The following is an 18,174-nucleotide window of genomic DNA, read 5'->3' as shown; positions in this document are numbered from 1 at the left end:
CGGACTTAGACCTGACCGTCCAGAAACTCGGCCACCGTATCTAGGCCGAACTCGTCGGTGACGAAGCTCTGCCCGATGCCGCGGGTCAGGATCAGCGGCAGCTTGCCGCCGCGCACCTTCTTGTCGTGCGCCATATGCGCGGCGAGCGCGGCGCCGCCGCTGTTGATCCCCGCGCTCGCGAGGCTGTGCGGCAGGCCCAGGCTCGCGAGATGATCGCGCACCCGCGCCGCATCCTCCGCCGGGCACAGGCCCTTCGCGGCCGAGAATTGATGCGCGAGCACCATGCCCGCGGCGACCGCCTCGCCGTGGAGCAGGCGATCCGAATAGCCGGTTTCGGCTTCGAGCGCGTGCCCGAAGCTGTGGCCGAGGTTGAGCAGCGCGCGTACGTCCTGCGTCTCGCGCTCGTCGGCGGCGACGATGCGCGCCTTCGCCGCGACGCTGTGGGCGATCGCCTTGTGCTGCGCCGCGCCGTCGCCCGCGAGCAGCGCGGCGCCATGCGCCTCGCACCAGGCGAAGAAACCCGCGTCGTCGATCAGCCCATATTTGACCACCTCGGCATAGCCGGCGCCGAGTTCGCGCGCCGGCAGGGTGGCGAGGGTCGTCGGGTCGATGACGACCAGCGCGGGCTGGTGGAAGGCGCCGATCAGATTCTTGCCCGCCGCGACATTGATCGCGGTCTTGCCGCCGACGCTGCTGTCGACCTGCGCGAGCAGGGTGGTGGGGACCTGGATGAAGGAACAACCGCGCTTGACGACGCTGCAAGCAAAACCGACCAGATCGCCGATCACTCCGCCGCCCAGCGCGATGACATGATCGCTGCGCTCGACGCCTTCGCCGATCAGCCATTCGGTGAGGCGCGCGAGGCCCTCCCAGCTCTTGGTGGCTTCGCCTGCGGGGAGCACGAAGGAGGAAAAGGAAATGCCCTCGGCGCCGAGCGCCTTGCCGACGCGCGCGAGATAGGGGTCCGCGACATGCGCATCGGTGACGATCATCGTGCGCGGGCGCCCCAGGAGCGGTGCGACGTGGCGGCCGATGTCGTCCAGCAGTCCGTCGCCGATCAGGATCGGGTAGCTGCGCTTGCCGAGGTCGACGGTCAGTTGCTGCATGTGGCGAGTGCCTCCAATATCGCGCGCACCGTCTGTTCGTGCGGGTTGCTCGCCGAGCTGACGCGCAGATGCGCCTCGGCATAGATCGGATTGCGCACCGCGGCGAGTTCGCGCAGCACCTCGCCGGGGTCGCGATCCTTGAGCAGCGGGCGGTGGCTGCGGCGCCCGACGCGCTCGACGAGGGTCGGGATGTCGGCGTCGAGCCACACGCAGAGGCTGTCCTTCAGGATCAGCGCGCGCGTCTCGTCATTGATGAAGGCGCCGCCGCCGGTCGCGAGGACATGCGGACGCCCTGTGAGCAGCCGCGCGATCACGCGCCGTTCGCCGTCGCGGAAATGCGCCTCGCCGAAGCGCGCGAAAATGTCGGAGATCGTCATGCCCGCGGCGCGCTCGATCTCGTCGTCGGCGTCGGCGAACGGCATGCCCAGCCGCTGCGCGAGACGCCGGCCGACCGTCGACTTGCCCGATCCCATCAGCCCGACGAGCACGATCGACCGTTCGCGGATCGACGGCGCGATGGCGGGGCCGGGGCTTTTCGGGTTTCGCGTCATGGTGCGCGCGGCTATACCGAAGGACCTGCGCGGAACAATGGTTTTCGGCGCGATTGAATAACCGAGGGTCGTAGGGATATTGCGCTCAAAGGACAGATCGGGGAAAGGCCGGTGGATCGGGCGACTGATCGTGCTGGCCTTGCTGCTCGTCGCCTTCTGGCTATTGCTGCTGTTCCTGGGCCGGCCGATCGAGCCGAAGATGATTGAGGTGGATGTGACCGACACGATTGCCGCGGCAGCGCCGACCGAAAGCATGACCCGATGAGGAACAGGCTGTTCGCGCTGACGCTCGGCCTGTCGGGGAGCGCTCTCGCCGCGGCGCTGGTCCTTCCGGTCGTCGCGCAGGAGTCGCTGCTGCCCGAGGGTTTCGGCACGCCCGCGCCGTCGCCCGCCCCGGCGCCGACTCCCACCCCTTCGCCGACTCCGGCGCCGAAGGCCGGCACCCCCGCGGCACCGAAAGGCGCGTCGCCGATCGCGCCGCCCGTCGCCGCGACGCTGCCGGGCACCGATGTCGCCGACGCCGATTCCGAAGAGGGCGAAACGGAAGAGGGCGCCTCGGGCCAGCTCAAATACGACCTGCCGCCCGGAGCGCGGCGCCTGCTGACGCGCATCGGTCCGCTGACGCCCGAAACCGGCGGCCTCGCGCCTGACGCCTTCGGGGCGCGCGGCCAATATGCCGCCGCGATCATGCGCAACACGAGCGGTCGGCTTGCCTCGCGCTGGGGGCAGATATTGCTGCGCCGCGCGCTGGTGTCGGCGATCGACACGCCGGCGACGATCAACGGCGCCGATCTCGCCGCCGACCGCGCGGCGCTCCTCCTGCGCATGGGCGAATCGATCGCGGCGCGCCGGATCGTCCAGTCGGTCGACTATGATCGCGCGAGCCAGCGCCTCGTCGCGGTCGCGCAGCAGGCCTATCTCGCCACCGCCGATCCGGCAGGCCTGTGCCCCTATGTCCCCGCGGGGCTGGCGCATGGCGACGAACAGACGTGGCGGCTGTCAGCGGCGATCTGCGCCGGCCTGTCGGGTGAGGCCGGTCCCGCGGGCTGGGCGATCGGCCGCGTGCGGTCGAGCGGAAAGATCGCCAATTTCGACATATTGCTTGCCGAGCGCGTGCTCGGCGCGACCGGCGCCGGCCGCCGTTCGACGACGATCGAATGGGACAATATCGACCGGCTGACGAACTGGCGCTTCGGCATGGCGACCGCGACGGCGATTCCGGTTCCTGCCGAGCTTCGCGCGTCCGAGCCCGCCTATATGCGCGGCTGGACGGTGCTCGCGCCGATGACCGACATGGCCGATCGCGTCGCGGCGGCACCCGAGGCTGCGGCGCGCGGCGTGCTGTCGGGCGATGCCTATGTATCGCTGCTCAGCGCCGCTGCGAGCGAGGCCGAGCCGCCCGCTGCGCTCGCAGCGCAGACCGAGGCGTTGCGCAGCGCCTTTCGGGCGGCGAATGCCGTCGATCGCTACACGGCGATGGGGAGTTTGTGGAACGGGGCGGGAAGCGCCGCGCAGCGCTATGCGGCGCTGATCGCGACCGCGCGCGCCGCGGCGGCGCTGCCGACCGGCACCGAGGTCGGCGACGATCCGTGGCAGCTTATCGGTTCGATGTTCGCGGGCGGTTATGATCGCAACGCGATGGCGTGGGTGCCAGAGGTCAATGTCGGGACGCGCGCCTGGGGCGTACTCGCCGTCGGGTCGCCGCGTCCGCTCAATGGGACCAGCGCCGGCCGCGTCGGCCGGTTCGCGGACAGTGACGACAGCCCCGACCAGCTTCGGTCGAAATTGCTGCTCGCCGGCCTTGCGGGACTCGGGCGCATCGATGTGGGAGACGCCGCATCGGCGGCGCAGGATATGGGTACCGACCTCGGGCGCCAGACCCGCTGGACACGCGCGATCGACCTCGCCGCCGAGCGCCGCGAGCCGGGCATGGTCGCGCTGCTCGCCGCGACCGGTATGCAGGGCGAATGGGCGAAGATGCCGCCCTATCACCTTTACCATATCGTGCGCGCGCTGCGCGATGTCGGGCTCGAGGCCGAGGCGCGGATGATCGCCGCCGAAGCGCTGGTGCGGGTCTGATCCCGCGCGACCGATGGACGCGACCGACAGCGCGACGATCGAGCGGTTTCTGGAGATGATGGCGGCCGAGCGCGGTGCCGCGCGCAACACGCTCGTCGCCTATCGCCGCGATCTCGACCAGGCGTCGGCGCTCGCGGGCGGGCGCCTCGCCGCGGCAACCCCGGCGGTGCTGCGGAAGATCATGGCCGGTTACGCTTCGCTGGCGGCGAGCAGCGCGGCGCGCAAACTGTCGGCGCTCCGCCAATATTTCGCCTTCCTTCAGGACGAGGGCGAGCGGGGTGACAATCCCGCGCTTGACATCGCGCGCCCGGCGACGCGGCGGCCGCTGCCGCGCATCCTGACCCATGATGACGTCGAAAGGCTGTTCGCGCAGGCGGGGGAGGAAGCCGAAGGCGAGGCGCCCCCCGCGGCCGCGATCCGCCTGCTGCTGCTGCTCGAACTGCTCTACGGTTCGGGGCTGCGCGCGAGTGAACTCGTGTCGCTGCCGCGCCGCGCGATCGCGGGCGAGCGGGCGTTTCTGATCGTACGCGGCAAGGGCGACAAGGAAAGGCTGGTGCCGCTGTCGCAACGCGCTCGCGTCGCGCTCGACCGCTGGCTGCCGCTGCTCGCCGAGGGGTCGGCTTGGCTGTTTCCGTCGGGCAAGGGGCATGTGTCGCGGGTGCGTCTGTTCCAGATGCTGCGCGACCTCGCGGGCCGCGCGGGGGTCAACCCGCAATCGGTCAGCCCGCATGTGCTGCGCCACGCTTTTGCCACCCATCTGCTGGAGGGCGGTGCCGACCTGCGCGCGTTGCAACTGATGCTCGGTCATGCCGACATCGCGACGACCGAAATCTACACCCATGTCGACAGCCGCCGCCTCGTCGAGCTGGTCAACCGCCGCCACCCGCTCGCACGGATGGATGTCGATGCGGCGAGCGTTGACGTCGAAGCGCCATCCGCCTAGCGATTCGGCATGACAGCCTTTCTGGATTTCGAAAAACAGGTCGCCGCGCTCGATCGGCAGATCGCCGAACTGCGTGACATGGGGGACGACCCCACGCTCAACATCGACAATGATATCGCGCGGCTCGAGGCAAAATCCTCGAAAATGCTGCGTGAAATCTATGCGAAGCTGACGCCGTGGCAAAAGACGCAGGTCGCGCGCCACCCCGACCGGCCGCATTTCAAACATTATGTCGCGGGGCTGTTCGACGATTGGATGCCGCTCGCCGGCGACCGCAATTTCGGCGACGACCAGGCGATCCTCGGCGGGCTCGCGCGCTTCCGCGGCCGCCGGGTCATGGTGATCGGGCACGAAAAGGGCGACGATATCCCGTCGCGCATGAAGCATAATTTCGGCATGGCAAAGCCCGAGGGCTACCGGAAGGCGATCCGCCTGATGCAGCTCGCCGACCGCTTCGGGCTGCCGGTGGTGACGCTGGTCGACACCTCGGGCGCCTTTCCCGGCATCCAGGCCGAGGAGCGCGGACAGGCCGAAGCGATCGCACGCTCGACCGAGCAGTGTCTCGCGCTCGGTGTGCCGATGGTCGCCGCGGTGGTCGGCGAGGGCGGATCGGGCGGCGCGATCGCGCTTGCCGCCGCAAACCGGGTGCTGATGTTCGAACATGCCGTCTATTCGGTGATCTCGCCCGAAGGCTGCGCGTCGATCCTCTGGCGCACCTCGGACAAGGCGCCCGAAGCCGCGGCGGCGATGAAGATGTCGGCGGAGGATCTGCTCGCGCTCGGCGTGATCGACCGCATCGTTCCCGAACCGGTCGGCGGCGCCCACCGCGCGCCCGACGTGGCGATCAAGGCGCTCGGCGACGCGATTGCGGCCGAACTCGATGCGCTTTCGGGCCTGCCGCGTGATGCGCTCTTGTCGGCGCGTGAAGAGAAATTCCTTGCGATGGGGCGGGCTTAGGGCGGGAACCCAATCTTATGCGATGGCGTTTTCCAGATATGACTCCTCCCCTGAAGGGAAGGGGAGGGAGTAGAAAAAGGGAGGCGCGCCGATGGCCCGCATGACGATGACTATGGCGCTGGCGATGGTGCTGGCGGGATGTGCGATGGCGGGTGGCGGCGTGAGCGGCCCCGCCGACGCCAAGACCAAGACGATCAAGACCGCGAGCAGCATCACCGCGTCGGAACGCCAGCAGGGCGCCGAGGCGCATCCGCAGCTCTTGCAGGAATTCGGCGGCGCCTATGCGGGACCGCAGGCCGCTTATGTCACCCGCGTCGGACAGAATATCGCCGTCCAGTCGGGGATGTCGAACGCGCGCGGCGATTTCACCGTCACGCTGCTCAATTCGCCGGTGAACAACGCCTTCGCGATCCCCGGCGGCTACATCTATGTCACCCGCCAGTTGATGGCGCTGATGAACGACGAGGCCGAACTCGCCGGCGTGCTCGGACACGAGGTCGGGCACGTCGCCGCGCAGCACAGCAAGAAGCGCCAGTCGGCGGCGACGCGCAACACGATTCTCGGGGTGCTGGGGGCCGTGCTCGGCGGCGCGATCGGCGATAATGGCGGTCTGCTCGGATCGCTCGGCGGCCTGCTGCAGAACAACGCGATGCAGGTCGCCCAGCTCGCGACGCTGGGCTTTTCGCGCAGTCAGGAACTTCAGGCCGACCAGCTCGGCGTCCAGTATCTGAAGAGCGCGGGCTATGATCCGATGGCGCTGTCGACCGTCCTCGCAAGCCTCGCCAATCAGACCAATCTCGAAGCTCGGCTGGCCGGGGGCGACGCCCGCGCGATCCCCGAATGGGCGAGCACCCACCCCGATCCTGCTTCGCGCGTGCGCAACGCCCAGACGCTCGCCAGCCGCGCCGGCACTGGCGGGGTGCGCAACGCCGACGCCTTCATGGCCTCGGTCGACGGCGTCCTCTATGGCGACGACCCGGCGCAGGGGGTGGTCGAGGGACGCCAGTTCCTCCATCCCGACCTCCGCCTCGCCTTCACCGTGCCGAACGGCTACGGGATGCAGAACGGGACGAGCGCGGTCAGCGTCAGCGGCAATGGCGGACAGGCGCAATTTTCGACCGGCCCCTATAATGGCGACATGAATGCCTATATCGCGGCGGTCTTCAAGGCGGTGGGCGGCGACGCCAATCTGACGCCGGGCAATATCCAGCGCACGACGGTGAACGGCATTCCGGCTTATTATTCGACGGCGCGCGCGAACAGCCAGTCGGGGCAGGTCGACGTCACCGTGTTCGCCTATGAATTCGCGCGGAACAGCGCCTTCCATTTCGTCGCGTTGACCAAGGCAGGCGGCGCGGGGACCTTCAACCCGATGTTCACCAGTCTGCGCCGGCTGAGCGCGAGCGAGGCGGCGGCGATCCGGCCGCGCCGGGTGGACGTGGTGACGGTGAAGAGCGGCGACACGGTCGCCAGCCTCGCGCAGCGCATGGCCTATAGCAGCTATCAAGCCGAGCGGTTCCAGGTGCTCAATCGTCTGGCCGCGAACAGCCGCCTGATGCCGGGCCAGAAGGTCAAGCTGGTCGTCTACGCGAACCGTTGATGCGCCGCAGGCAATCGAAAGCCGGCGCAAGCGGGTTTGCAGATACATAATTGCCAATAGAAAAGGGGCGGTGGATGCCACCGCCCCTTTCCTTGTGCCTTGTCTTCCGGAAAACCGGGAGAAAAGTCTCTTACTTTTTGAGGTTGTCCGAGACGTTGTTGAACGTCTTGCTGACGCCCTGGCCAACCGAGGTCATCGCGGTGATGCCGGCGACGGCGATCAGAGCGGCGATCAGGCCATATTCGATGGCGGTCGCGGCCTTGGTGTCGCGAACGAATTTCTTGATGAACTTCATGTCTGGTCTCCTGATAAGTCACTTACCCTGTTGACGGTCTGGTCGTGGTCAACATCGGCGTTCTACGGGGAATTGGTTTTGAATTTCTTAATGCCGCGCCCCGGTTTTCGGGGGATTCGGAGTCCCGTTAAAGGACAGCGCCCGTCGTCGTCGCGACATTGTTCCACATGCCGCTGGTCTTGGTTCCGACGGCCGTGATCGCCACGCTGGCCGCCAGAAAGATCAGGGCCAGGATCAGCCCATATTCGACGGCTGTCGCGGCCCTGGTCGACCGCATCAGCCCTGCCATGATCTCCATTGCTCCGCCCCTGTTGAAGTTATAGTTCCCGAGGTGCCGATCGTCGCACAGGAAGGTTAACAATTTGGCCGCGCTGCCCCTCTCGAAACCCGCAGAAAACTGTCTCATTGTGGTCGCCGTGGCGCTGGTTGACGGTGACGGCCGGCTGCTCGTCCAGCAGCGGCCCGAGGGCAAATCCATGGCCGGATTGTGGGAATTTCCCGGCGGCAAGCTCGAACCCGGCGAAACGCCCGAAGCGGCGCTGGTGCGCGAACTCGGCGAAGAATTGGCGATCGACGTGGAGACAGCCTGCCTCGCTCCCGCCTGCTTCGCGAGCGACGCGCTGGGCGATCGGCACCTGCTGCTGCTGCTTTACGTCTGCCGCAAATGGCGGGGCACGCCGCAAGCCATCCACGCGAGCGCGTTGCGCTGGGTGCGGCCGGTCGAGCTCCACGGACTCGCGATGCCCCCCGCCGACAAGCCGCTGATCGGGCTGCTGGAGGCGTTGCTTTAGCTTATCCGCGCGGTTTGAGCGCCTCACGGAGCGATGCGGTGCCGCTGCCGCGCCGGGCGGGGCGCGGCTGGTCGGGGTGCGGTGCCCAGCCGCTGAAATGGATCAGGCGAAACTGCTCGGCGACGCGTCCGTCGGGATCGGCCTGCGCCGCGAACGCGGCGGCGATCCGCGCCGCCTCCTCGCGCGTCAGCGGCGGCGGCGCTGGGGTAAGGCGGCTCGTCAATCCGGCGGCGCGCAGGTCGCGCACCAGCGCGAACCAATCCCCATAGCGCACCGTCAGCGCCTCGACATCGACCACCGGCATAGTGAAGCCGGTGCGCTGGAGCAGATTGCCCATCGCCGCGAGGTCGATCTGCGGATGCAGCCGCGCGATCGGGCGCACGCCCTCGGCCATCACCGCGCGGCGCTGGCGCTGGAGGCTGCCGTCGCCGACGAAGGCGCCGAGCAGCAGCCCGTCGGGCGCGAGCAGCGCCCGTAGCCGGACGAGCGCGCCAGGTACATCGTTGACGCTGTCGAGCCCGCCCGGCCAGACGATCAGGTCGAAGCTGGCGAAGGGAAAGTCGATCGTATCGGCCTCGCCCCAGATCGCACCGCTGTCCGCCGCGAGGCGCGGTCCTGCTTCGAATATGGTCAATCGGGTGCCGGCGGCGCGCAGATGATCGGCGAGCGCGGCATCGTGCGCGCCGATCAGCAGGGTGCGCGGAAAATCGCGCGTCACCATCGACAGCCGGTCGAGCAATGTCTCGGCGATGATCGGCGCGAGGAAATTGGCCTCGGCGGGCAGGCGGGCGAGCCGGTCGCGCTGGGCGCGGTGGCGCGCGGAGGAGAAGAGGGGGGCGGGGGTTTCCGGCATCGGGCGCTTGTGCCGCCTCGCGCCTTGCTTCACAAGTCCGGCATGGCGACCGAAGGGGAGGAAGCGGGCAGTCGGATGCCGCCCGGCGCGCGGCTGCGACGCGGTCTGCGACAGGCAGGCCGGGCGATCGTCGATTATGCGCTGCCGCCGCGCTGCCCCGCATGCGGAACGATCGTCGGCGCCGACCGGCAATTCTGCCTCGATTGCTGGTCATCGCTCGATTTTCTGGGCGGGCCGGCCTGCGCGCGCTGCTCGATTCCGCTGCCGTCCGCGGTGCCCGGCGGCGATCTCGCATGCGGCGCCTGCCTCGCCGATCCGCCGCCCTTCGACGGCGCGCCCGCCGCGGTCGCCTATGGCCCCGCGGCACGTACCGTCGCGCTGCGGTTGAAATATGGGCGCCGCGTCGGTCACGCGCGACTGATGGCGGGACTGATGTTGCCGCCGCTCCGCGCGCTGATGGGCGAGGATGAAGCGCTGCTCGTCCCGGTGCCGCTCCATCGCTGGCGGCTCTGGTCGCGCGGCTTCAACCAGGCCGCGCTGGTCGCGGATGCGCTGACGCGGCTGAGCGGGGTGCCGCACGATCATGACCTGCTGCTCCGCGTGAAGGCCACGCCGCCGATGCGCGGCAAGGGAAAACGCGAGCGGGCGCGCATCGTCGCGGGCGCCTTCGCGCTCGCGCCCGGCGCGAAGGAAAGGGCGCAGGGTCGTCACCTGATCCTGATCGACGACGTCCACGCGAGCGGCGCGACGCTGCGTGCCGCGGCGCGGGTTCTGCGGCGCAGCGGCGCCGCGCGGGTCTCGGCGCTCTGCTGGGCGCGGGTGGTTCCGGGCGCGGCAACCGGCAACCTATTTGACTTTGCCGCGCTGGATTCCGATATGCAGAACGAAAGGATGACAGGATAGCCGCATGTCGACGATCGAAGTCTATACGAAATTCCTCTGCCCCTATTGCACGCGCGCGAAGGCGCTGCTCGACCGCAAGGGGGCGGAGTATCGCGAGATCGACGTGACGATGGACCGCGCGGGCTTCGACGCGATGGTCGAGCGCGCGAACGGTCGTCGCACCGTTCCGCAGATTTTCATCGACGATCGGCATATCGGCGGCAGCGACGACCTCGCGGCGCTCGACGCGCGCGGCGGGCTCGATCCGTTGCTCGGGCTCGGTTGAGATGATCGTCTTCGACCTCAGTTGCGCGGCCGGCGACCACCGGTTCGAAGCGTGGTTCGCGAGCAGCGATAGCTTCGCCGACCAGCAGGCGCGCGGGCTGATCGCCTGTCCCGTGTGCGGGGATGCCGAGGTGAGCAAGGCGGTGATGGCGCCGCGTGTCGGGGCGAAATCGAACCGGCAGACGGATGGCGCGACCCAGCCCGCGGCGACCACCGAAACGAGCGAGCCGTCGCCCGAGACGGTGCGCAAGCTGCTCGCCGACATCGCGGCCAAGCAAGCGGAAATGCTGCCGCAATCGCGCTGGGTCGGCCGCGATTTCGCCGATGCCGCGCGCGCGATGCACGAGGGCCGGGCGGCGGAGGACCTGATCCACGGTCAGGCCTCGCCCGAGGAGGCGCGGGCGCTGCGCGACGACGGCATTGCGGCGATGCCGCTCCTTGTCCCGATCGTCCCGCCCGATGCCGTGAATTGATCGACGCCGATTGACGCTCGACCGCCCGCCCCGCTACACGAGCCGCGGCGCGCCCGTAGCTCAGCAGGATAGAGCATCGGATTCCTAATCCGGGGGCCGTGGGTTCGAATCCCGCCGGGCGCACCATCGTCTCGTCTTCCCGCTGGAACCCTTTTCCATCCCCGGCGCTATGAGGGCGATGGAACTCAACCCGCCGATATTGGTGCATTGGGTCGATCTCGACCTGCTGTCGCGGCTCGGCGTCGCGGCGCTGCTCGGTTTGCTGCTCGGGCTTGATCGCGAGATTCGCGGTCATGCCGCCGGCTTGCGGACTCATGGGCTCATCTGTTTTTCCGCCGCGATGATGACGGTGTCGGTCGTCGCGCTCTACGGCCAGCTCGGCGGCGGCGACCGGATGGATCCGCTCCGCATCTTCGAGGCGACCGGGGCCTTCATCGGCATCATCGGCGCCGGGCTGATCGTGTTCAGCAAGGGCGAAGTGCACAATCTGACCACCGCTGCGCATCTGTGGCTCGCGGCGGTGATCGGCATCGCGTGCGGCGCGGCGCAGTGGCCGCTGGTGGCGATCGGCTGCGTCATCAGCCTCGTCATGCTGACCCTGCTGCGCATCGCGGAGCGCCGATGGGAGGGGGATGGCGGCGAGCCCTGACGCGCGCTTGGCCAAAAGCGGATTATTTTCAGTATCTAGGGTCAGGACCCCTTCATTCCACGTTCGAGGCGTCGAAATGGCGAAGATATCGGGCCTGGGTGGGTGCAGCGGGTAGCATCGCTACCCGCAAGGCCGCACGGGCCCGATATCTTCGCCATTTCGGCGTCCCTGCGGGATTTGACCGATTTTGCCCAAGGCTTCGTCGAAAAGCCTTGAAATATATCCCATATTCCTACGCCTTTTCTCCTCGCCTTGAGCAAAATCGCTTCAAACCTCGAGCGCGGAATGAAGGGGTCCTGACCCTAGGATTTCAAACGCGACGAGCCGCGGAAATCCAAGCGTTCCCGCTTGCAGCCGCGTCGCGGTCATCTTATAATCGCGGCACTGCGAAGCGGGGGGAAGCGCACCACGGATGCGCTTGAAAATAGCCGCACGCACCGGGTCGCGCGTCGGAAACGGACGTTTGCTTGGGGCTTTCCATCCACGGCATCAAGCGTCGCGCGATTTGCACCGATCTCCTTCTCCGCCGTCCCGGCGCGGACACCCATTGACACCGCATTAACCAATGTCGGGCATAGCCCTGCAATCAACAGGATGTGGGTGCGCCGATGAAACATGATCCGATCCGTCCTGCCGGCCAAATGGTCGACCAGTCGGTCGCAAGCGACTGCGGCGAACTCGCCGTCGGGTGCAGCGACGCGGCGGGCCGTATCAAACGCGCGACCGATCAGATGGATCGCCAGATCGTCGAACTCGGCCGGCTCGAGGAATATGTCGTCGGCCTCGAAGCCGACCAGCGCCAGATCGCCGATTCGACCGACGAGGCAAAGCTGCTTTCGGCGCGCGCGTGCGAACAGCTCGACACCGGCGCCGAGCGCGTCAACGCGGCGGTCACCGAATTCCGATCGGTCATCGACCTCGTCGCGCGGCTCGGCCAGCACGTCACCAATTTCGCCGCGGTGATGGAGCAGGTGCAGCAGGTCAGCCAGTCGATCGAGTCGATCGCCAAGACCACCAACATGCTCGCACTGAACGCCGCGATCGAAGCCGAGCGCGCGGGCGACGCCGGGCGCACCTTCGCGGTGGTCGCCGCCGAGGTGAAGAAGCTCGCCCAGAACACGCGCGGCGCGACCGACGAGATCCGCCGCTCGATCGGCAGTCTCGCGACCGAAGCGAGCGGGCTGGTCACCGAAATCCAGTCGGGGGTCGAACAATCGAGCCGCGCCGAGGCGCAGTTCGAAACGATCACCGATGCGCTGCACGACGCGACGCACCTCGTCGCGCTGCTCGACGACCAGAGCGACCGCATCGCGCAATCGAGCGCGATGGTGCATGCCAACGGGGCCCGTGTTCGCGAGGCGCTCGACCGGGTCGTGACGTCGGTGCGCGATAATAGCTCGACGCTGGAGGGCACGCGCGATTCGATCCTGTCGATGGAGAATGTGTCGAACCGCATGTTCAACGCGGTGATTTCGGCGGGGGTGTCTCCGCGCGATTCCGCCGTCGTCGAGCTGGCGGCGAAGGTGCGCGACGAATTCGTCGGGCTTGCCGAGGCGGCGGTCGCGCGCGGCGAACTGACGATGGAGCAATTGTTCGACACCGATTATGTCCGCGTGCCGGGGTCGAACCCCGAACGCTTCCGCACCAGCCTGTGCGACTGGGCCGACCGCAACTGGCGCCCGCTGTTCGATCGTATCGTCGCCGATCATCCCGAAGTGCGCATGTCGTCGGCGGGCGACATGAACGGCTTTCTTCCGACCCACATCACCGACTGCTCGCGCGCGCCGACCGGCGAGGTCGAGCACGACACCGCGCACTGCCGCAACGGTCGCATCCTCTATGACGAAACCGACGCCGCGGCGAAACGCAGCAACGCGCCCTTCTTCATGGCGGTGTATCGCCAGGAAGGCGACGGCACCAACTATGTGACCGTGCGCAACGTCTATATGCCCGCGGTGATCAACGGCCGCCGCTGGGGCGACGTCGAGGTCGCGTACCAGCTTTAGACCATTCCTTCATTTCCGTTCGTGTCGAGCCGACGTCATCATACTCCAAATGCCGTCATTGCGAGCGTAGCGAAGCAATCCAGGGCGGTTTATGCGGGCTCTGGATTGCTTCGCTACGCTCGCAATGACGATGTGTCTTGGCCTCAGCTGCCCTGCCGCCGCGCCATGAAGGCGAGTTTTTCGAACAGCATCACGTCCTGCTCGTTCTTGAGCAACGCGCCGTGCAGCGGCGGGATTGCCTTGCCGACGTCGCGGTTCTGCAGAACCTCCAGCGGCATGTCCTCGGCGAGGAGCAGCTTCAGCCAGTCGATGAGTTCGCTCGTCGAAGGCTTCTTCTTGAGTCCCGGCACGTCGCGCACGTCGTAGAAGATGTCCATCGCGCGGCTGACCAGCGTCTTCTGGATGCCGGGGAAATGGACGTCGACGATGTCGGCCATCGTGTCGCGGTCGGGGAATTTGATATAGTGGAAGAAACAGCGGCGCAGGAATGCGTCGGGCAGTTCCTTCTCGTTGTTCGAGGTGATGACGACGATCGGGCGCTCCTTCGCGGTGATCGTCTCGTCGGTTTCATAGACGTGGAAGGCCATGCGATCGAGTTCCTGAAGCAGGTCGTTCGGGAATTCGATGTCGGCCTTGTCGATCTCGTCGATCAGAAGGACGGGGAGCTTGGGGCTGGTGAACGCCTCCCACAGCTTGCCCTTCCTGATATAGTTGCGAATGTCGTGGACGCGTTCCTCGCCGAGTTGGCCGTCGCGCAGCCGCGCGACCGCGTCATATTCGTAGAGGCCCTGTTGCGCCTTGGTCGTCGACTTGATGTTCCAGGTGATCAGCGGCGCGTCGAAGGCCTTGGCGATCTCCTCCGCCAGCACGGTCTTGCCGGTGCCGGGTTCGCCCTTCACGAGCAGCGGACGGCGCAGCATCGTCGCGGCGTTGACCGCGACCTTCAGGTCATCGGTCGCGATATAGGCGCTGGTTCCCTCGAAACGCATCGGCGCGCAGCCTTTCCCTTAACGTGAACGTCAACTGGGATTGGCATAGCGGGGGCGGGAAGAGGGTGCAACCGAATCTCCCTTCCCGCTCGCGGGAGGGGAGAAGGCTAGCCGTGCCCCCGGCTTTCCGCGCGCGCGGCGAGCAGGTCCCACAGCCCGCCGTGCTGGGTGATGAGCTGCTGCGCGCCAAAGACGGTCGCGCGCTCGACCGCGGGGGTGTCGGCCACGGTGATCGCGAGCCGCGCGGTCTCGCGCAGGTCGGGCAGGGTGCAGCGGACGGCGGGCAGATCGAGCCGCTGGGCGCTGATGTCGAGGAGGACGCGGATCGTCCGCCAGTCGAGCGTCAGCGCGATCGCGGCGCCGACCGCGCAGCCGTGGCGATCGGATTCGGCGAGCATGTCGAGCGCGCGGCGCTGCGCGGCGACCGCGGCCTCGCACTGGTCCTGGCCATGCGTGCTGGGCATTGGGCCGGCCGCGGCGGCGATCGTCGAGAGAAAGGCGCGCTCTTCGGCAAAGGCCTGCGCGGCCTCGTCCATCCAGCGGCGCGATGCGGGGTCGACCGCCTTGCGCGCGGCGCTGTCGATCACGCCCGGATAGCGGCCGTGGAGCAGGCAGAGGAAATGCACCGCGTCGGCAAGATTGCGCATCGCCTCTGCGCCGCTCGATAACGCCCCTGACTTGACGTAGGGATGCGCACCGGTGCCTTCGCTCGCGACCAGCGAATCGAGCAGGTCAGCGACGCTTCGCGTCTGGATGCGGGGCTGGGTCGACTGGCTCAACGCTTCATCCTTGTCTGTCGCGGCGAGGCCATCCCCCGCGATTCCGTTGCAACGGCCAGCCATAGGATAACGTCGTAAACGGAGCGTTTATGAGCGTCGCGGAATGCGATGAAGCGTTGGCCGTTCCCCGTCCGAAAGCGGGACGGAAATATAAAGGACCGGCAAGCCGGGAAAGGCTTGCCGGTCCTTGTCGCGCGGCCCGTGGATGGCGGGGCCGCGAGGCCGGAGCGGGCGAGGCGGGGAGAGGGAGGCCCGCCGCGCCCCGGCTACGGTCAGGCCGCGAGCGCCAGTTCCTCGCGCGTGTCGGCCGGGCTATCTGCCTCGACCCGCGCGGAAGCCGGCTCCACTGCCTTGCGCGGGTGAATAAGCCGCGAAGCAAGCACGACCCCGCCAAGCAGGAAATAGGCCGCGAAGGTCTGGGCCGGGAAGAAGAAGAGCGGCGCGACGAACGCCAGGCGGAGCCACAGCGGGTTGAAGCCGAAGTCCTGGCCCACGGCCTCGCAGATCCCGAAAAAGGTATCGCGGCGGCGGAAGAGATTGGTGGTTTCGCTGTCCATTTTTTCGTCTTTCCTCTTGGCTGCGGGCGTCGCCCCATGCTCGTGCCCCCAGCTTCGCAAAGGGCGTGCCAAATTCGCCGATGCCTGATTTTCCGCCCGATTCACCGTGAATTGCCAGTTGGGAGCGAAATCGTGCTGGGGATTTTTCCCATCGAACGGGAAACTACGCCATCAGCCTTGGTGTTTCTTCATGACAGGAGTCTCGGGAGGTGGGAGAGGGAACGCCGCCCCGTCGGGCGAACGCGGTTTTCCTACCAGCGCCGCATGACAAAGCGGCGACCGGTTAGACCGGCCGCCGTTGCTGTTCGATGAATGGGCGAGGGGCGGACCCCGGCCGCTTACTGGTCGAGGAAGCTGCGCATCTTGCGGCTGCGCGACGGGTGCTTGAGCTTCCGCAGGGCCTTCGCCTCGATCTGGCGGATGCGCTCGCGGGTCACGCTGAACTGCTGCCCGACTTCCTCGAGCGTATGGTCGGTGTTCATCCCGATGCCGAAGCGCATGCGCAAAACACGCTCTTCACGAGGCGTAAGCGAAGCCAAAACTCGCGTAACCGTTTCCTTGAGGTTCGACTGCACCGCGGCGTCGACCGGGATGACGGCGTTCTTGTCCTCGATGAAATCGCCGAGGTGACTATCCTCCTCGTCGCCGATCGGCGTTTCGAGGCTGATCGGCTCCTTGGCGATCTTCATCACCTTGCGGACCTTTTCGAGCGGCATCGACAGGCGCTCGGCCATTTCCTCGGGCGTCGGCTCACGTCCGCTTTCGTGGAGGAACTGGCGGCTGCAGCGCACCAGCTTGTTGATCGTCTCGATCATGTGGACCGGGATGCGGATCGTGCGTGCCTGGTCGGCGATCGAGCGGGTGATCGCCTGGCGGATCCACCAGGTCGCATAGGTCGAGAATTTGTAGCCGCGACGATACTCGAACTTGTCGACCGCCTTCATCAGGCCGATGTTGCCTTCCTGGATCAGGTCGAGGAACTGCAGCCCGCGGTTCGTGTATTTCTTGGCGATCGAGATGACGAGGCGCAGGTTCGCCTCGACCATTTCCTTCTTGGCGATGCGCGCCTCGCGCTCGCCCTTCTGGACCATGTTCACGACGCGGCGGAATTCGACGAGGCTCATGCCCGCCGCCTGCGCGATTTCCGAAATCTCGACGCGGATGCGGTCGACCGCCGCCGCTTCATTCTCGGCAAAGGCGGCCCATTTCTTGTCGAGCTTGCCGACTTCGTCGAGCCAATTTTCTTCGAGCTCGCGCCCGACATAATGGTCGAGGAACGACTTGCGCGGCACTTTGTGGCGCTCGGCGAGGCGCAGCATCTGGCCGCCGAGCGCGGTCAGGCGGCGGTTATAGCTGTAGAGCTGGTCGACGAGATATTCGATCTTGGTGCCGTGGAACTGCACGCTCTCGACCTGCGCGGTGAGTTCCTCGCGCAGCTTGTGATATTTCTTCTCCGACGCCGCGGGGAATTCCTCGCCGCCCGACAGCGATTCGAGCCGCGCATCCTGCAACTTCTGGAACGCCTTGAAGCTCTTGGTGATCGCGGCGAATTTCTCCAGCGCGTCGGGCTTCAGCAATTCCTCCATCGCCGCGAGGCTCAGCGTATTGTCTTCCTCGTCGTCCTCGAAGCTCTCGCGCTTCTTGGCCGAGCCGCCCTCTTCGTCATCCTCGTCGGCTTCGGGCTCTTCCTCGACCTCATCCTCGTCCTTGAACGAGACGCCGGCGGTCTTCTCACTGATCTCGCCGTCGTCCTCTTCCTCATTCTCGAGACTTTCGGGGGCGGGGTCCTTGGTCAGCATCGCCTCCAGGTCGACGATCTCGCGCAGCTGCATGTCGCCGTTGTTGAGCGCGTTCGACCATTCGATGATCGCGTTGAAGGTCAGCGGGCTTTCGCACAGACCGAGGATCATCGTATCGCGGCCCGCTTCGATGCGCTTGGCGATCGCGATCTCGCCCTCGCGGCTCAGAAGCTCGACCGCGCCCATCTCGCGCAGATACATGCGAACGGGATCGTCGGTGCGATCGACCGTTTCCTTCTTCTTCTTCTCGATCGCGGGGTTGGAGACCGAACCCGTGCCGGCGCTGACGTCGACCTCGTCGTCGGCTTCCTGCTCGGCCTCTTCCTGCACATCCTCGTCGCTCTCGACGATGTTGATGCCCATGTCGGAGATCGCCGACATGATGTCCTCGATCTGCTCCGACGACATCTCGTCCTGCGGCAGCGCCGCATTGAGTTCGTCATAGGTGAGGTAGCCGCGCTTCTTGCCGCGCGCGATCAGCTTTTTGACGTCGGCCTCGTTGAGGTCGATCAGCGGCGCGTCGGTTTCGGCGGTGTTCTTGGTGGCCATCTATCCATCCTGCCTGCGGGCAAATAAGGGG

At 67.0% G+C, this 18,174-nt stretch carries 20 protein-coding genes and 1 tRNA gene; 12 read left to right on the top strand and 9 right to left on the bottom strand.

Features of this window, described 5'->3' with window-relative positions; translation table 11 throughout:
* Window positions 1-5 precede the first annotated feature (5 nt).
* Both aroB and ACOTSS_RS12875 read right to left on the bottom strand, forming a co-directional pair.
* Window positions 6-1,106, bottom strand: coding sequence for a 3-dehydroquinate synthase (gene aroB / locus ACOTSS_RS12880; protein ID WP_448688529.1), 1,101 nt, complete (start codon window positions 1,104-1,106; stop codon window positions 6-8).
* The gene (locus tag ACOTSS_RS12875) at window positions 1,094-1,657 is read right to left on the bottom strand and encodes a shikimate kinase (RefSeq protein WP_448688528.1); all 564 of its coding nucleotides are present in this window, start codon (window positions 1,655-1,657) and stop codon (window positions 1,094-1,096) included. The genes aroB and ACOTSS_RS12875 overlap by 13 nt, the downstream gene beginning before the upstream one ends.
* Before the next feature lie 130 nt (window positions 1,658-1,787).
* Between ACOTSS_RS12875 and ACOTSS_RS12870 the strand changes: the two genes are divergently transcribed.
* The 5 genes from ACOTSS_RS12870 to ACOTSS_RS12850 all read left to right on the top strand — a co-directional run bounded on the left by ACOTSS_RS12870 (window position 1,788) and on the right by ACOTSS_RS12850 (window position 7,236).
* Complete coding sequence (locus ACOTSS_RS12870) at window positions 1,788-1,922, top strand: hypothetical protein (RefSeq protein WP_255247131.1); 135 nt, start codon at window positions 1,788-1,790, stop codon at window positions 1,920-1,922.
* Window positions 1,919-3,736 carry a hypothetical protein gene (locus tag ACOTSS_RS12865; RefSeq protein WP_448688527.1) on the top strand — a complete coding sequence of 606 codons (1,818 nt, stop codon included), beginning with the start codon at window positions 1,919-1,921 and terminating at the stop codon, window positions 3,734-3,736. The genes ACOTSS_RS12870 and ACOTSS_RS12865 overlap by 4 nt, the downstream gene beginning before the upstream one ends.
* 13 nt (window positions 3,737-3,749) lie before the next feature.
* Complete coding sequence (locus ACOTSS_RS12860; protein ID WP_448688526.1) at window positions 3,750-4,679, top strand: tyrosine recombinase; 930 nt, start codon at window positions 3,750-3,752, stop codon at window positions 4,677-4,679.
* Between the two features lie 9 nt (window positions 4,680-4,688).
* Window positions 4,689-5,636: an acetyl-CoA carboxylase carboxyltransferase subunit alpha gene (locus tag ACOTSS_RS12855; RefSeq protein WP_448688525.1), complete on the top strand. Its 948-nt coding sequence runs from the start codon at window positions 4,689-4,691 to the stop codon at window positions 5,634-5,636.
* Window positions 5,637-5,742: 106 nt separating this feature from the next.
* Window positions 5,743-7,236, top strand: a complete 1,494-nt coding sequence (locus tag ACOTSS_RS12850) for a M48 family metalloprotease (protein ID WP_448691350.1) — start codon at window positions 5,743-5,745, stop codon at window positions 7,234-7,236.
* A gap of 130 nt (window positions 7,237-7,366) precedes the next feature.
* Here ACOTSS_RS12850 and ACOTSS_RS12845 read toward each other — a convergent pair whose 3' ends face one another.
* Both ACOTSS_RS12845 and ACOTSS_RS12840 read right to left on the bottom strand, forming a co-directional pair.
* Window positions 7,367-7,531 carry a Flp family type IVb pilin gene (locus ACOTSS_RS12845; protein WP_448688524.1) on the bottom strand — a complete coding sequence of 55 codons (165 nt, stop codon included), beginning with the start codon at window positions 7,529-7,531 and terminating at the stop codon, window positions 7,367-7,369.
* Between the two features lie 127 nt (window positions 7,532-7,658).
* Complete coding sequence (locus ACOTSS_RS12840) at window positions 7,659-7,829, bottom strand: Flp family type IVb pilin (protein WP_448688523.1); 171 nt, start codon at window positions 7,827-7,829, stop codon at window positions 7,659-7,661.
* Window positions 7,830-7,938: 109 nt separating this feature from the next.
* Here ACOTSS_RS12840 and ACOTSS_RS12835 point away from each other — a divergent pair, with 109 nt between their 5' ends.
* A complete protein-coding gene (locus ACOTSS_RS12835; RefSeq protein WP_448691349.1) occupies window positions 7,939-8,322 on the top strand; it encodes a (deoxy)nucleoside triphosphate pyrophosphohydrolase in 384 nt (127 codons plus the stop codon).
* Window position 8,323: 1 nt separating this feature from the next.
* On the opposite strand, the gene ACOTSS_RS12830 is transcribed toward ACOTSS_RS12835, so the two are convergent.
* A complete protein-coding gene (locus tag ACOTSS_RS12830; RefSeq protein ID WP_448688522.1) occupies window positions 8,324-9,175 on the bottom strand; it encodes a methyltransferase domain-containing protein in 852 nt (283 codons plus the stop codon).
* A 75-nt stretch (window positions 9,176-9,250) separates the two neighbouring features.
* Here ACOTSS_RS12830 and ACOTSS_RS12825 point away from each other — a divergent pair, with 75 nt between their 5' ends.
* From ACOTSS_RS12825 to ACOTSS_RS12800, 6 genes are all read left to right on the top strand, one after another.
* Window positions 9,251-10,078: a double zinc ribbon domain-containing protein gene (locus ACOTSS_RS12825; protein ID WP_448691348.1), complete on the top strand. Its 828-nt coding sequence runs from the start codon at window positions 9,251-9,253 to the stop codon at window positions 10,076-10,078.
* Between the two features lie 4 nt (window positions 10,079-10,082).
* On the top strand, window positions 10,083-10,343 hold the full coding sequence (gene grxC / locus ACOTSS_RS12820) for a glutaredoxin 3 (protein ID WP_448688521.1): 261 nt from the start codon (window positions 10,083-10,085) through the stop codon (window positions 10,341-10,343).
* A 1-nt stretch (window position 10,344) separates the two neighbouring features.
* Entirely contained in the window at window positions 10,345-10,815 is a 471-nt protein-coding gene (locus tag ACOTSS_RS12815) for a DUF1178 family protein (protein WP_448688520.1), read from the top strand.
* 49 nt (window positions 10,816-10,864) lie between these two features.
* Window positions 10,865-10,941 (top strand) — tRNA-Arg (locus tag ACOTSS_RS12810).
* A gap of 52 nt (window positions 10,942-10,993) precedes the next feature.
* Window positions 10,994-11,464, top strand: coding sequence for an MgtC/SapB family protein (locus tag ACOTSS_RS12805; protein ID WP_448691347.1), 471 nt, complete (start codon window positions 10,994-10,996; stop codon window positions 11,462-11,464).
* Between the two features lie 608 nt (window positions 11,465-12,072).
* Window positions 12,073-13,470: a methyl-accepting chemotaxis protein gene (locus tag ACOTSS_RS12800; protein WP_448688519.1), complete on the top strand. Its 1,398-nt coding sequence runs from the start codon at window positions 12,073-12,075 to the stop codon at window positions 13,468-13,470.
* A gap of 143 nt (window positions 13,471-13,613) precedes the next feature.
* Here ACOTSS_RS12800 and ACOTSS_RS12795 read toward each other — a convergent pair whose 3' ends face one another.
* From ACOTSS_RS12795 to rpoD, 4 genes are all read right to left on the bottom strand, one after another.
* Window positions 13,614-14,459 (bottom strand): AAA family ATPase, encoded by an 846-nt coding sequence (locus ACOTSS_RS12795; RefSeq protein ID WP_448688518.1) that lies wholly within the window; start codon window positions 14,457-14,459, stop codon window positions 13,614-13,616.
* A gap of 107 nt (window positions 14,460-14,566) precedes the next feature.
* On the bottom strand, window positions 14,567-15,238 hold the full coding sequence (locus ACOTSS_RS12790; protein WP_448688517.1) for a DUF6975 family protein: 672 nt from the start codon (window positions 15,236-15,238) through the stop codon (window positions 14,567-14,569).
* Between the two features lie 272 nt (window positions 15,239-15,510).
* A complete protein-coding gene (locus ACOTSS_RS12785) occupies window positions 15,511-15,795 on the bottom strand; it encodes a PspC domain-containing protein (RefSeq protein ID WP_448688516.1) in 285 nt (94 codons plus the stop codon).
* Window positions 15,796-16,133: 338 nt separating this feature from the next.
* Window positions 16,134-18,143 (bottom strand): RNA polymerase sigma factor RpoD, encoded by a 2,010-nt coding sequence (rpoD, locus tag ACOTSS_RS12780; RefSeq protein WP_448688515.1) that lies wholly within the window; start codon window positions 18,141-18,143, stop codon window positions 16,134-16,136.
* Window positions 18,144-18,174 lie beyond the last annotated feature (31 nt).

The organism is Sphingopyxis sp. NJF-3, from assembly GCF_053514865.1.
The sequence above is the reverse complement of the archived record's forward strand: the minus strand, read 5'-3'. Positions and strand labels throughout refer to the sequence as shown.

Bases quoted from the DNA above. Each gene is read 5' to 3' on its own strand.
- aroB (WP_448688529.1), bottom strand. From the start codon at position 1,106: ATGCAGCAACTGACCGTCGACCTCGGCAAGCGCAGCTACCCGATCCTG.
- ACOTSS_RS12875 (WP_448688528.1), bottom strand. From the start codon at position 1,657: ATGACGCGAAACCCGAAAAGCCCCGGCCCCGCCATCGCGCCGTCGATC.
- ACOTSS_RS12865 (WP_448688527.1), top strand. From the start codon at position 1,919: ATGAGGAACAGGCTGTTCGCGCTGACGCTCGGCCTGTCGGGGAGCGCT.
- ACOTSS_RS12860 (WP_448688526.1), top strand. From the start codon at position 3,750: ATGGACGCGACCGACAGCGCGACGATCGAGCGGTTTCTGGAGATGATG.
- ACOTSS_RS12855 (WP_448688525.1), top strand. From the start codon at position 4,689: ATGACAGCCTTTCTGGATTTCGAAAAACAGGTCGCCGCGCTCGATCGG.
- ACOTSS_RS12850 (WP_448691350.1), top strand. From the start codon at position 5,743: ATGACTATGGCGCTGGCGATGGTGCTGGCGGGATGTGCGATGGCGGGT.
- ACOTSS_RS12845 (WP_448688524.1), bottom strand. From the start codon at position 7,531: ATGAAGTTCATCAAGAAATTCGTTCGCGACACCAAGGCCGCGACCGCC.
- ACOTSS_RS12840 (WP_448688523.1), bottom strand. From the start codon at position 7,829: ATGGAGATCATGGCAGGGCTGATGCGGTCGACCAGGGCCGCGACAGCC.
- ACOTSS_RS12830 (WP_448688522.1), bottom strand. From the start codon at position 9,175: ATGCCGGAAACCCCCGCCCCCCTCTTCTCCTCCGCGCGCCACCGCGCC.
- ACOTSS_RS12825 (WP_448691348.1), top strand. From the start codon at position 9,251: ATGCCGCCCGGCGCGCGGCTGCGACGCGGTCTGCGACAGGCAGGCCGG.
- grxC (WP_448688521.1), top strand. From the start codon at position 10,083: ATGTCGACGATCGAAGTCTATACGAAATTCCTCTGCCCCTATTGCACG.
- ACOTSS_RS12815 (WP_448688520.1), top strand. From the start codon at position 10,345: ATGATCGTCTTCGACCTCAGTTGCGCGGCCGGCGACCACCGGTTCGAA.
- ACOTSS_RS12805 (WP_448691347.1), top strand. From the start codon at position 10,994: ATGGAACTCAACCCGCCGATATTGGTGCATTGGGTCGATCTCGACCTG.
- ACOTSS_RS12800 (WP_448688519.1), top strand. From the start codon at position 12,073: ATGAAACATGATCCGATCCGTCCTGCCGGCCAAATGGTCGACCAGTCG.
- ACOTSS_RS12795 (WP_448688518.1), bottom strand. From the start codon at position 14,459: ATGCGTTTCGAGGGAACCAGCGCCTATATCGCGACCGATGACCTGAAG.
- ACOTSS_RS12785 (WP_448688516.1), bottom strand. From the start codon at position 15,795: ATGGACAGCGAAACCACCAATCTCTTCCGCCGCCGCGATACCTTTTTC.
- rpoD (WP_448688515.1), bottom strand. From the start codon at position 18,143: ATGGCCACCAAGAACACCGCCGAAACCGACGCGCCGCTGATCGACCTC.